Source organism: Chitinophagaceae bacterium (assembly GCA_016699815.1).
In the GTDB taxonomy this organism is placed as follows: domain Bacteria; phylum Bacteroidota; class Bacteroidia; order Chitinophagales; family Chitinophagaceae; genus Ferruginibacter.
Window position 1 is genome coordinate 2,311,281 of the sequence record CP065012.1, and the last position, 13,526, is coordinate 2,324,806.

General features: G+C 38.9%; 10 protein-coding genes and 1 pseudogene. 8 read left to right on the forward strand and 3 right to left on the reverse strand.

Annotation, left to right across the window (positions count from 1 at the left end):
• Positions 1-15 precede the first annotated feature (15 nt).
• The 8 genes and pseudogenes from IPO46_10370 to ftsZ all read left to right on the forward strand — a co-directional run bounded on the left by IPO46_10370 (position 16) and on the right by ftsZ (position 11,422).
• On the forward strand, positions 16-1,329 hold the full coding sequence (locus tag IPO46_10370) for a phospho-N-acetylmuramoyl-pentapeptide-transferase (GenBank protein QQS62502.1): 1,314 nt from the start codon (positions 16-18) through the stop codon (positions 1,327-1,329).
• Between the two features lie 317 nt (positions 1,330-1,646).
• Positions 1,647-2,974, forward strand: a pseudogene (gene murD, locus IPO46_10375) (UDP-N-acetylmuramoyl-L-alanine--D-glutamate ligase).
• Positions 2,975-3,030: 56 nt separating this feature from the next.
• Positions 3,031-4,272 (forward strand): FtsW/RodA/SpoVE family cell cycle protein, encoded by a 1,242-nt coding sequence (locus IPO46_10380; GenBank protein ID QQS64381.1) that lies wholly within the window; start codon positions 3,031-3,033, stop codon positions 4,270-4,272.
• 1 nt (position 4,273) lies between these two features.
• Complete coding sequence (murG, locus tag IPO46_10385; GenBank protein ID QQS64380.1) at positions 4,274-5,353, forward strand: undecaprenyldiphospho-muramoylpentapeptide beta-N-acetylglucosaminyltransferase; 1,080 nt, start codon at positions 4,274-4,276, stop codon at positions 5,351-5,353.
• A 27-nt stretch (positions 5,354-5,380) separates the two neighbouring features.
• Entirely contained in the window at positions 5,381-6,751 is a 1,371-nt protein-coding gene (locus IPO46_10390) for a UDP-N-acetylmuramate--L-alanine ligase (protein QQS64382.1), read from the forward strand.
• The gene (locus IPO46_10395; GenBank protein ID QQS62503.1) at positions 6,751-7,944 is read left to right on the forward strand and encodes a hypothetical protein; all 1,194 of its coding nucleotides are present in this window, start codon (positions 6,751-6,753) and stop codon (positions 7,942-7,944) included. The genes IPO46_10390 and IPO46_10395 overlap by 1 nt, the downstream gene beginning before the upstream one ends.
• A 58-nt stretch (positions 7,945-8,002) precedes the next feature.
• On the forward strand, positions 8,003-9,376 hold the full coding sequence (ftsA, locus tag IPO46_10400; protein ID QQS64383.1) for a cell division protein FtsA: 1,374 nt from the start codon (positions 8,003-8,005) through the stop codon (positions 9,374-9,376).
• A gap of 87 nt (positions 9,377-9,463) precedes the next feature.
• Positions 9,464-11,422: a cell division protein FtsZ gene (gene ftsZ / locus IPO46_10405; protein QQS62504.1), complete on the forward strand. Its 1,959-nt coding sequence runs from the start codon at positions 9,464-9,466 to the stop codon at positions 11,420-11,422.
• Positions 11,423-11,652: 230 nt separating this feature from the next.
• Here ftsZ and IPO46_10410 read toward each other — a convergent pair whose 3' ends face one another.
• From IPO46_10410 to IPO46_10420, 3 genes are all read right to left on the reverse strand, one after another.
• Positions 11,653-12,189: a hypothetical protein gene (locus IPO46_10410; protein ID QQS62505.1), complete on the reverse strand. Its 537-nt coding sequence runs from the start codon at positions 12,187-12,189 to the stop codon at positions 11,653-11,655.
• A gap of 211 nt (positions 12,190-12,400) precedes the next feature.
• Positions 12,401-12,805: an alkylphosphonate utilization protein gene (locus IPO46_10415; protein ID QQS64384.1), complete on the reverse strand. Its 405-nt coding sequence runs from the start codon at positions 12,803-12,805 to the stop codon at positions 12,401-12,403.
• Positions 12,806-13,150: 345 nt separating this feature from the next.
• Positions 13,151-13,459: a hypothetical protein gene (locus IPO46_10420; protein QQS62506.1), complete on the reverse strand. Its 309-nt coding sequence runs from the start codon at positions 13,457-13,459 to the stop codon at positions 13,151-13,153.
• Positions 13,460-13,526 lie beyond the last annotated feature (67 nt).

Here is a 13,526-nt window from a genome sequence, read left to right on the forward strand (position 1 = left end):
AAGCAATAGTAGTTTATGTTGTATTATTTATTTGATTGGCTTACTGAACACTGGAAAGTATCTCTCTTTCCGGGCAGCGGGCTTTTTCAGTTTATAACCTTCAGGGTTTTGCTTGCGCTTATTTTGAGTTTGTTTATAACCATTGTATACGGCAAAAAGTTAATCAGGTATTTGCAGGCAAAGCAATTGGGTGAATCGGTAAGGGATCTTGGCCTGGCAGGTGAACAGCAGAAAAAAGGCACACCCACCATGGGCGGAATTATTTTGTTGCTGGCTATTATTATCCCAACAATTTTGTTTGCCAATATTGATAAAGTGTATGTAAGACTTATGCTGTTGTGTACGGTGTGGCTGGGAGCCATTGGCTTTATAGATGATTATCTAAAAATAAGGGCAAAGCGGATTGCCAAAGAAAAAGGGATTGAATATAAAAAATCTGATGCAGACGGATTGGCCGGCAGGTTCAAAATATTTGGGCAGGTAATGCTGGGCATAATCGTTGGAGCTACGCTTTATTTTAGCCCGAATGTGATTGTAAAGCGGGAAGTAATCCGTGCCAATGAAGCAGCGCCATTGCCGGTAATAGATAAGGACGGCCATTCCATAAAATACGATTCATTTATGGTAGATGGTAAAAAAAGGGTTTTTGTAAATGCAAAAGATATGATTACTACAATACCATTTGTAAAAAATCATGAGTTCAATTACGCAAAGCTAATGCCCAAAAGCCTTGAAAATTATTCTTATGTGCTCTACATTATACTGGTAATATTTATTGTTACTGCTGTTTCCAATGGCGCAAATATTACCGATGGGCTTGATGGGCTGGCAACCGGAGTGAGTGCTGTAATAGGGATTGGCCTCGGCATTTTTGCTTATGTAAGCGGCAATATTAAGCTGGCAGATTACCTGAATATAATGTATATACCCAACCTTGGTGAGCTGAGTATTTTTATTGCTGCTTTTGTGGGGGCATGTATTGGTTTTTTATGGTACAATGCTTACCCGGCACAGGTTTTTATGGGAGATACGGGGAGCCTTGCTTTAGGTGGAATCATTGCGGCGCTGGCTATAATTATTAGAAAAGAATTATTGATACCCATTTTTTGTATGGTGTTTTTTGTGGAAAGCCTAAGTGTTATAATACAGGTAAGTTACTTTAAATACACTAAAAAAAAGTATGGCGAAGGCAGGCGTGTTTTTTTAATGAGCCCGCTACACCATCATTATCAAAAGCTGGGATATCATGAAAGTAAAATAGCTGTAAGGTTTTGGATTATAACCATCTTTTGCGTAGCCACAGCAATAGTTACGCTTAAGCTGAGATAAAAAAGTTTAGGGAAAATTGAAATGCTGTAAAAGGTATCCACTCTTTCCCTTGTCCGTTGGTGAAACTAACCTGTTAAGTTCTATGCCAGTGAAAAACCTTTTTTAAGAATGTTGGCGGGTGAAAAGTGGAAACCAGTTACCCGTTAAATTCTATACTGTTGAAAAACCTTTTTATTGGGAAGCTGCAAGGCAATTTTGTCCTGTATGCCTATACCCATGAAGAACCAAATTTTTGTAATGCTGAACGCACAAGATGTATTAGCGCTCAATACTCATGAAGAACCAATTTTTAAAGCATTACGGATGTGAAAAAGAGAATGGTAATATTAGGAGCTGCCGAAAGCGGAGTTGGCGCTGCAATACTTGCCAGTAAGCAGGGCTACGAAGTGTTTGTAAGCGATAGTGGTATCATTAAGGATACTTATAGGATGGAGTTAAATAAGTATGGGATAATTTTTGAACAGGGCGGCCATACCGAAGATCTTATACTTAATGCAAGCGAAGTAATGAAGAGCCCGGGTATCCCGGAAAAAAACAGCCTGGTAAAAAAATAAGGGCAGCAGGCATTCCGGTTATCAGTGAAATTGAATTGGCTTACCGGTATAAAGGAAAAAGTAAAATAATAGGGATAACAGGGAGCAATGGAAAAACTACCACCACTTCGCTGATCTACCACATCTGTAAACATGCAGGTTTGGATTGTGCGGTGGTAGGGAATATAGGGTTTTCATTTGCCAGGCAGGTGGCCGAAGAACCCAAAGAATGGTATATAGCAGAGATCAGTTCTTTTCAATTAGATGATATCAGCAGTTTCAGGCCAGATGTTGCTGTGTTAACAAATATTACCGAAGACCACCTGGACCGATATAATTATAAAGTTGAAAATTATATAAAAAGCAAGTTTAGAATTATTGAAAACCAAAATGAAAACGATGTGTTTGTGTACTGTGCAGATGATGAATTAACAATAAAGAATATTACTAACTATACCATTAAATCTATACCAGCACCAATTGCCATGAATAAAGAACTACCACAAGGCGCTTATTTAACCAATGCTCAAATGCATATTAAATGGCGCACAGAAGAAATGCAAATGAGTATCAACGATTTTGCGCTTAAAGGAAAACACAATTATTATAATAGTATGGCAGCAAGCATGGCTACAACAGCAATTGATATCCGAAAGGAAAAAATAAGAGAAGCATTGCAAACTTTCGAAACGCTGGAACACCGCATGGAACCTGTTGCTACAATTAAAGGCGTAGAATTTATTAATGATAGCAAAGCCACCAATGTAAACAGTACCTGGTATGCTTTGGAAAGCATGGAAAAACCTGTGGTACTCATCTTAGGCGGCGTAGATAAAGGAAACGACTATGCTATTCTTAAAGAATTGGTTGCCGAAAAAGTAAAAGCTATTGTATGCCTGGGTACCGATAACTTAAAAATTCATGAAGCTTTTGCAAATGTAGTACCTCAAATTGTAAATACTGATAATGCTGTAGATGCTGTAGCAACGGCTTTTCATTTTGCCGGCAAAGGTGATGTGGTTTTGCTTAGCCCGGCTTGTGCAAGTTTCGATTTATTTAAAAATTATGAAGACAGGGGGCTGCAATTTAAAAAAGCTGTAAAAAACCTTTAGTAGTAATGGCCGAAAACCTAAATATTAAATCTATTTTAAGCCCGGGGCTTAGTAATATGGGTGGCAGCCTTGTAAATAAAACAAGGGGCGACAGGGTAATTTGGGCAATTGTAATTATCCTTACGCTTGCCAGTTTATTACTGGTGTATAGCAGTACAGGTTCGCTGGCATATAGAATGAGTAAAAGCAATGAAAGTTACTTGTTTAAACAATTTGCCTTTATCATCTTTGGTTTATTTATTATTTACTGGGCACACCGCATCAATTATACCATTTATTCCAGGGTGGCTATAATTTTATTTTTAGCGTCTGTTCCTTTATTGATTTACACTTTAGCAGCAGGAGTAGAGTTAAACGCTGGCAGCCGTTGGATAAAGCTTCCGGTAATTAACATGACCATGCAAACATCCGACCTTGCAAAGCTTGCATTGTTTATGTACCTGGGCCGCCAGCTGAGCCGCAAGCAAAAAGTAATTAAAGATTTCAAAAAAGGATTTCTACCCATACTTTCACCGGTGATTTTAATTTGCAGTTTAATAGCGCCGGCAAACCTTTCTACGGCCATACTTATTGCCGGCACCAGTTTTATTCTCATGTTTATCGGCCGGGTAAATACCAAACATATATTGGCAACTTTGGGTATTGCTTTTATTCCTATAGTATTACTGGTGGGTATTGCCATTAGCACCTACGATAAAGAAACGCATGAAACAAAAAAACTGCCGGGTATCCTCACCATGGGCCGAATACCCACATGGATAAGCAGGGTGCAAACATTTTATTATGGCAGTAATGAATTGGAAAGTGATAAAACCTACCAGGTAAATCAGGCAAAAATTGCCATTGCAAAAGGGGGCATATTGGGGGTGGGGCCGGGCAACAGCGAACAAAGGAATTTTTTGCCACACAGCTACAGCGATTTTATTTATGCCATCATAATTGAAGAATATGGTTTGTTTGGCGCAGCATTTATAGTTTTTATTTACCTGTTATTTCTTTACAGGTGCATCCGCATTTACAAAAGGTGCCCTTATGCCTTTGGTGCTTTCCTGGCATTGGGGTTAAGTTTTATGCTGGCCATTCAGGCTATGGCAAATATGGCTGTTAACGTAGGCCTGTTCCCCAACACAGGTGTTACGCTGCCATTGGTAAGTATGGGCGGCAGCAGTTTTTTATTTACCTGTCTTTCTATTGGTATTATCTTAAGCGTGTCCCGAAATGTAGAGCAGCAGGAAGGAACCCAGGTTGAAGAAATTAAAAAGGAAATTGAAGAAGAGGAGGTAAAAGAAATTGAATAAGATTATTATAGCAGGTGGTGGAACAGGTGGGCACATTTTTCCGGCAATTGCAATTGCCAATGCCATAAAAAAACAAAGCCCGGCAACAGAAATTTTATTTGTGGGCGCCAAAGGAAAAATGGAAATGGAAAAAGTGCCGCAGGCAGGGTATAAAATTGTTGCTATTGATATTGCAGGATTGAACAGGAGTTCTTTGATAAAAAATATTTTTTTGCCTTATAAATTGCTGAAAAGTTTTTTCCAGGTTGCTAAAATTTTTTCAAGGTTTAGGCCAGGTGCAGTAATTGGGGTTGGCGGCTATTCCAGTTTCCCCGTATTAAAGTATGCACAGCAAAAAGGGTTGCCCACTTATATACACGAAAGCAATTCTTTTGCCGGGAAGAGCAACATCTGGCTATCTAAAAAAGCAAAAAAAATATTTACTGCATCTGCAGGTATGGAAAATTTTTTCCCGGCCAATAAAATAGTAGTAACGGGCAACCCGGTAAGAAAAGAAATTGTGCAAAGTGCTGTGAGTAAAAAAGAAGCATTACAATTTTTTAACCTTGATGCAGCTACAACAACCATTTTGAGTATTGGCGGGAGCTTGGGCGCACAGAGTATTAACGAAGCCATTGCCCGGCACATAAATGAATTTACAGAAAATAACCTGCAACTCATTTGGCAAACCGGTAAGCCCTTTAAACAAAAGGCCGAAGAGGTTGCAAAAAATTTGAGCAATGTATATGTAAGTGATTTTATTATGAGGATGGATATGGCTTATGCCGCAGCAGACCTTGTTATTAGCCGCAGCGGTGCAATGGCCATTGCAGAATTGAGCGTGGTAAAAAAGCCAGCAGTATTTGTGCCTTACCCTTTTGCAGCCGAAAATCACCAGGTGGCCAATGCAAAAATGCTGGTAAACCAAAATGCGGCATTAATGGTGATGAATGATGATGCAGCAACAAAACTTGTTGCGGAAGTAATAGCACTAAGCAAAAACGAGCAAAGGAGAAATGAACTAAAACAAAATATTGGAAAACTTGGGGTAACCAACGCAGATGATAGCATTGCAACACAGGTATTAAATGACCTTAACTAAATATCAGGTTTGGAAAAAACAGGGAACATAATTGATAAAATTGAAAAGATAAAAGCGCCAGTTTACTTTTTGGGTATTGGCGGAATTGGCATGAGCGCCCTGGCAAGGTATTTTAATAGCCGAGGCCATAAAGTGAGCGGTTACGACCGTACAGAATCGGAGCTTACAAAACAATTGGTTAAAGAAGGTATGATAATTCATTATGATGATAATATAAGCCTGGTTGAAAAAAATGCAGCCCTGGTAATTTATACTCCTGCAATTCCTGTAGGGCATAGTGAATTTAATTTTTTAAAAACCAATGGCTTCACCATTATTAAAAGAAGCGAAGCGCTGGGTTTAATTACAGAAAATAAATTGAATATATGTGTTGCAGGCACGCATGGTAAAACAACAACAAGTGCTATGGTTGCCCACATTTTACGGGATAGTGGTTTTGGTTGCAATGCATTTTTGGGAGGTATTGCTACCAATTATAACAGTAATTTCTGGAGCAGCGAAAAAAATGTATGTGTGGCAGAGGCCGATGAATACGACAGGAGTTTTTTGAAATTAACGCCGGATGTTGCCGTAATCACCGCAATGGATGCCGATCACCTGGATATTTATGGTACAGAAAAAAATATGCAGGATGCTTTTATAGAGTTTACCCAGAGAATTAAGCCGGGCGGATTACTGATACACAAACAGGAACTTGCAAGAAGTAAGGAATTTAAAGCCGGCAAAACCTGGACGTATGGCGCCAGAAAAGAAAACGCAGATTCTTTTGCACAAAATGTAACTATTCAAAACGGCGCTTACAAATTTGATGTTACCATAAACAAGCAAACAATAAAAAATGTTGAGTTGAATATGGGTGGCAGGCATAATATTGAGAATACGGTGGCGGCAATCGCCATTGCCAGGTATTTGGATATAGATGAAAAAAAAATTAAAAGTGCCGTTTCATCTTTTCAAGGAGTGAAGAGGAGGTTTGAGTATGTGCTTAAAAACAACAGGCATATTTTAATTGATGATTATGCCCACCATCCGGAAGAATTGAGGGCGCTTATTACCAGTGCAAAAGAATTATATCCTGGTAAAAAATGCACAATTGTTTTTCAGCCCCATCTGTACAGCAGAACAAGAGACCTTGCCGATGGATTTGCCGAAGTGCTGGCAATTGCCGATGAAGTGGTTTTGTTGCCCATTTACCCGGCAAGGGAATTGCCTGTAGAAGGCGTAAACAGCGAAATGATTTTAAGCAAAATGAATATACAGCAAAAAATAGTAGTATCTAAAACCGGCTTGCTGGAATTGCTGAAGAAAAATGAAACAGAATTATTAATAACGGCTGGCGCAGGCGATATAGATCTGTTATTGGCAGAAATAAAAAGCATTTTAGTAAACAATAATTGATGGCAGTAAATAAGCAACATATCGTAAAAGTATTGATTGGCTCTTTTTGGGGTGCATTAGGAGCTGCAGTGCTGGTATTGCTCATAGCTGCCATGCATAAAAAAAATGCAGCTAAATGTAATGGGGTAGATGTGGAGATTAGGGGCGTAAGCACTAACTTTTTTATAGATGAAGCAGATATTATTGGCCTTATACAAAGAGAAGCTGGCGGTAAAATGGAAGGCAGGCCGGTAGAAAAATTTAATTTAAAAAAACTGGAAACCGGGCTCGAAAATGATGTTTGGATAAAACATGCCGAACTGTTCTTTGACAATAACGGAATATTAAAAGCCATAATTGATGAGCGGGAACCTGTGGCAAGGATTTTTTCCGCCACTGGTGCTACTTTTTATGTAGATAGCAGCAATATGATTTTACCATTGAGTGAAAAATTTTCTGCACGACTGCCGCTATTTACCAATTTTCCAGCAGATACCAAAGTGCTTAAGATAGCAGACAGTTTGTTGCTTAATAACATCAATAACCTGGCGCAAATAATCATGGCCGATTCTTTTTTAATGGGTATGATTGAACAGGTGGACATTGCCGCAGGCAATAGTTTTGAAATCATCCCTAAAATTGGGAAACAGGTAATTGAATTTGGAGATGCAAATAACGCAGGAGAAAAATTTAATAAACTGAAACTTTTTTATAAAAACATTATGCTTAAAGCAGGCTGGAACAGATATAGTAATATTAATTTACAATATAAAGACCAGGTAGTGGCAAAACTGAGAAATAAAGAGGATGTAATCGCCGATTCACTCCGCACATTGCAATTGCTAAAACTTATGGCAGATAAAGCTGAGGCAATGGCTTCGGATTCTTCACTTGCCGGGCAATCTGCAGATAATAGTGATAAACCCGTGCAGGATAATGACATCATTCAGCATTCTTTTGAAAGAGAGGATGATGGAAACAATGAGCAAATAGGAACCAATAACGTGGTACAACAAAATATTACCCCAGGAAACATAAATAGCATCACCTCTGAACCCACAAAACCTTTGGTAAAACCCGCCAAGCCAGCTCTTAAACCTGTTCCTATGAAGACAAAACCCTTGGAAAAACCCATTATTAAGCCGCCAGGAAATACTATTAATAAAATTGATTCCGGGAAAAAACCAAAAGCAGTAATGCCAGGGAACCATTAAAAATATTTTTCTTTTTATGGAACTAATACAAAACATACAAACACAAAAAAATACAACTATGAACCAGGAACAACCCATTATAGTAGGCCTCGATATAGGCACTACTAAAATTGCAGCCATTGCCGGCCGTAAAAATGAATTCGGTAAATTGGAAATTTTAGGATTTGGCCGTGCCAATAGCAGCGGTGTACAGCATGGTATGGTTTTGAACATTGAACAAACCATAAAATCTATTCAGCTGGCGCTGGAAAATTGTTATAAATCCAACCCCGAACTTGCAATAAATGAAGTGTATGTAGGCATTGCCGGACAGCATATCAAAAGCCTGCAAACCCGTGGCGATATTGTACGCCAGCAAAATGAAGAAGAAATTTGCCAGGAAGAAATAGACCGCCTCATTGCCGATCAGTACCGCACTTATATACCAGCCGGCGATCAGATTATTGACGTAATTCCACAGGAGTTTACCGTAGACAATTTTCAAAATATACCCAACCCAATTGGTTATAGCGGGGTAAAAGTAGGCGCCAATTTCCACATTATTACTGGCGATAAAACGGCAATCCGAAATATTAATCGTGCCGTTGAAAAATCAGGGTTAAAAACAAAAGACCTCATGTTACAGCCATTGGCATCTGCTGCTGCTGTAATGTGCGACCAGGACCTGGAGGCAGGCGTAGCCATTGTAGATATTGGTGGTGGTACAACAGACCTTGCCGTATTTTATGAAGGTATTTTAAAACACACTGCTGTAATTCCTTTTGGTGGCGAAAATATTACCAATGATATAAAATCTGGTCTTGGGGTATTAAAAACGCAGGCCGAACAAATGAAAATTCAGTTTGGAAGCGCATTAAGTGATGAGGCAAGAACAAATACATTTATCACAATTCCCGGCTTAAGGGGAATGGCTGCAAAAGAAATATCCGTTAAAAACCTTGCCAATATTATACAGGCAAGAATGAGTGAAATAATGGATTTTGTAAGCTATCACTTAAAACAGATTGGCCTCGATAACCGGATGCTGAACGGCGGTATCATTCTTACCGGTGGCGGATCACAGCTTAAACATTTAATACAGCTTACCGAGTATGTTACCGGCATGAATGCACGAATAGGTTTCCCAAATGAACATTTATGCGGCGGCCATACCGAAGAGCTGACAAAACCCATGTATAGCACCTGCATTGGTTTAATATTAAAAGGCTATAACGATTTTGAAAATAAAAACAAATCGTTTGAGAAAGAATATACCAAAATTTCTGTTGAAGATGATGAAGAAACTGAAGTACATAGTGAAATGGAAATTGAAGCCGGTAATTTTTCAGAAGAAATACCAGCAAGAAAAAGAAATGGTTTAAAAAAATTCATGGACAGCTTTAAAAATAACCTGATAGAAATGTTTAAAGAAGAAGGAGATGCGCAACTGTAATATTCCAGGTTTGTATCTTTTGAAAACAAAAAACCAATGTACCCCGAAAATTAAGAAACAATACTTACTAACTACAACTTACAAAACATGATTTTATTTGATTTGCCCAAAGAACAATCGTCAATCCTAAAAGTAATAGGTGTTGGCGGTGGTGGCGGCAATGCCGTTAACCACATGTACGCCCAAAATATTGACGGCGTTGATTTTATAATATGCAATACCGATGCGCAAGCCATTGCACAAAGCAAGGTGCCCAATAAAGTGCAGCTTGGGCCACACCTTACCCAGGGCCTTGGTGCAGGCGCCAACCCTGCAATTGGCCGTGAGGCAACGCAGGAAAGCCTCGATGAAATTAAGCGCATACTGGAAGTAAATACCAAAATGGCATTTATTACTGCAGGCATGGGTGGCGGAACCGGCACAGGCGGCGCACCAATTTTAGCCAAAGTATGTAAAGACCTTGGTATACTTACCGTAGGTATAGTTACTACGCCTTTTGCTTATGAAGGAAAGAAACGCATCATACAGGCAGAAGAAGGCATACGGCAATTAAAAGATCATGTGGATACACTTTTGGTGATCAGCAACGATAAATTGCGCCACCAGTTTGGCAATTTAAAAATGAAGGAAGCTTTTGCAAAAGCAGACAATGTATTGGCTACTGCTGCAAAATGTATTACCGATGTAATCAATAGTACGGGGCAAATAAATGTTGACTTTGCGGATGTATGCACCGTAATGAAAAACGGCGGAGTGGCCATTTTGGGCAGCGCAGCCGCAGCCGGCGAAAACCGTGCACAGGAAGCTATCGAACAAGCGCTTGCATCACCCTTGCTCAACGATAATGATATCCAGGGTGCAAGATGGATTTTGATTAACATCAATAGTGCCGAAGGCGATCATGAATTTACCATGGATGAAGTAGAAATTATCCAGCAATACCTCCTGAGCCATGCCGGTGAAGACACAGATGTAATTTTGGGCCTCGGTTATGACAACAGCCTCGAAGATAAAATTGGTATTACTTTAATAGCAACAGGTTTTGATCATAAAGATCCATTTCCAAAAGAAAGCAAACCGGCGACTAAAAATAAAGAAGAGGAAAAAATTGTAATGCAATTGAGTATGCCGGAAGCAAATAATCCTGCAAAACCGGTTGCAGAAACAAATGAAAAAATAGTTGACGAAGCAGCAATAGAGCAAGTGGAAAATGAAACGCTTATGGAAACAAAAAAAGTAGAAATACTTAAATTAGATTTTGCGGATGAAGACCCTTATATGCCAAAGCTTAAGGAAGAAACAACAGTAGATTTACCAGGTAAAAATACTGTGGATAAAAATGAAGATATAGAAAGTAGCGAGCCGCTGTTTTTTGAAATATCTTCGGCTTCTGATCAAATACCCATTGTGGAATTTGATTTTGAAAACCCTAATCCCAACCCTCTTACAAAACCAGCAACGGCGCCGCAAGACAATGGAGCCGAAGCCCCCGACAAGAAAAAAGAAAATTTTAATGATGCTAGCAGCACTGCAAAGCCCCTTTCGTCAGGAGCTTTCCTGGCAAAGCCTAAGCAAATTTATGCCGAGGAGTTGCCAAATGCAGACGTTGAATTATCCAAACCAAACGAGGAACCACTGCCAAAGCAAATTGAGCCAGCAGAAGACGAAACTGCAATGTTTGAAATGCAATTGGTAGTTAAAGATTCCAACAATGCGGCGGAGGAAGAGCCAATTGTACAACAAACTCAGCCCATCATGAAGTCTGAAGTTGAGGAGCCTGCAATGCAGGACGAAACTGAAGAATTAAGGCGCCGGGCTATGGAACGCATTGCGAAGCTGCGTAATTTGTCATTCAACATCAATGCAGCTGATCCTAATAATGAGTTTGAATCGGTGCCGGCTTACCTTCGCCGCAATATGGAACTGCATAATCAAATTGCAGATGTGGAATCATTTTACAGTAATGTAACCGTAAAGACCGATGATAAAAACCAGGCCGAGCTCAGCACCATCAATACTTTTTTAGAAGGTAAAAAACCAGATTAATAGTAATGCAGCATAATAGCTGCATTTTACTTTTGTTGTGTTTGTATTTTATAGTTTGTATGTTGCCCCGGAAAATTTTTTTCGGGGCATTTTTATTAGTTTAACGGCGTTTGGTCGTTGGCCTGCGCAATATTGAAAACATGTATTAATGAAAATTTAAAATTAAGGTCGTTGGCTAAAAAACAGGCAACGGCTTTAATGCTTTATACCTGTGGCTGAGAAATGGCAACTTATTGTTTTATAAGCGTAAATCTCAGCGGTAGCGTCATTTCTGTACCGCCTGTATCAAGTACATAATAAGGTGTTCGTTGCTGCCATACATCCATGGTTATATCATTTGCGCTTAATGTTACCTCTACTACCCAATTTATTAATCCTCGATGATGATTTAAGTCTGAAAAAAGGCCATCGAGTTTTTGTGAATTACAGATATATTTAGAGAGGCTAAAATTTGTAATACTATTCATATAACTCCAACTGTCCGAAGTTGGGAGAAACCGGTTGGCATAGTTACTCATTATAATATTATTGCCTTGCTTATATTCAACCCATCCCCATAATTCATCATCAATATTATTGTATACAGGTTCATAAGTTCTTACCGGTTTTAAATAAATGCGTATGGTATCGGCACCGGATACATTCATCCACTCTCCCTCGTATTGCTGCAGGGTATTGCAGGTATCGTATTCAAGTGGATGCTGTGCATAAGCTGTAGCAGATGCGGCTGCTAAAAATATAATTAAAAAGTATTTTTGGGTTTTCATTTTTTTGTTTTTATATCGTTATTGATAAGGGTCTGTTAAAAGGCTCCCAAAAGGGCTTAGGGTAGCAGGGTTCCAGTTAGTACAATTTTCATTGCTTTGGTAAAGGCTAATGGCATTTTCGGCATTTTTGTCTTTTAGCAAATTTTAAAACTATACACATAAAAATTCCTTCTGCATAAGTTATCAGCCCAGGCAGATAAATTTACCCAATTCAATTTTTCTTTACATACTTAGTTAATATTACAATAGTTTGTTCGTTTATTTTGCCTTCAATTTGATCTGTATTACCGGGCACCAACCTTATTTTTTTTACAACAACTCCTTTTGCTGCGCTAAAACTGGTTCCTTTTACATTAAGCGCTTGTGTGAGTACTACAGTATCTCCATTACTCAATGCATTTCCAAACGCATCTTTATGTACTTCGGCCTGTTCAAATATGCTCAGTGCAATTTGTACCACACGCTCATTTAATTCAACGGAGTTCAGGGTTTCATTGGCCCAATCCTGCTCTTTGCATAAAAATAATAGCCGGTAACTAAGGGCTTGTACAGCAGCTTGCGGGCTCCAAATGCTCCCCTCCAGGCAGCGCCAATATTCGCCTTTTTCTTCCTGCATAATTTTTTGCTCACATTCGGCGCAAAGCGCCACGCAATTTGCAGCATCCTCATTACCGGCTATTACAGGGTAACTTGTGCAAGCCGCATGGTTATTGCATAATTCGCATAGTTCGCCGTTTCTTTGAAGGAGTTCTTTTGCTAATTGCATTATTGAAAGTTTAAAAAGTTTGTATGAAAGTAAACTATTTTTAGATTTTGGTAAAAATGCAATTTCTCTGAGTTTCAAATAATGTATACTTAAGGATGAGAATATTTATTTAACAGTAATTCTTTTGTGAGGATAAAAGGCCATTAATAAAGCAGAATTATTTTAGTTTATTAGGAACAATCACCAGCCGGTAAATTATTGCGTTACTTCCAATACTACACTGTAAGCAACAGGCTGTGGCATATCAATATTTGGATAGGGAAGAACTTTCACTAACCTGATAGTGTAACCATTTAATAAGGTATCGTTTGCAGGGGATGAAGTAGTATGATTAGCTTCTGTAGATAAAGAGAAACTTTGGTATGAAAGTTCTCCTGTTTTTATGCTTAATTGAACTGCTGTATAACCTGCCGAGGTATGCATTGCTCCTTCCGGGCACCTGCAATCGGAGATAAGTGAATCAAAGCAAATAACAGGAAATGCTGCTGCTGATATCGGGTACACTTACTCATTTCCAATATTATTTTTTGCGCCTCACTATTGTTTTCCTTTTTGCAACTTCCCAAAATAA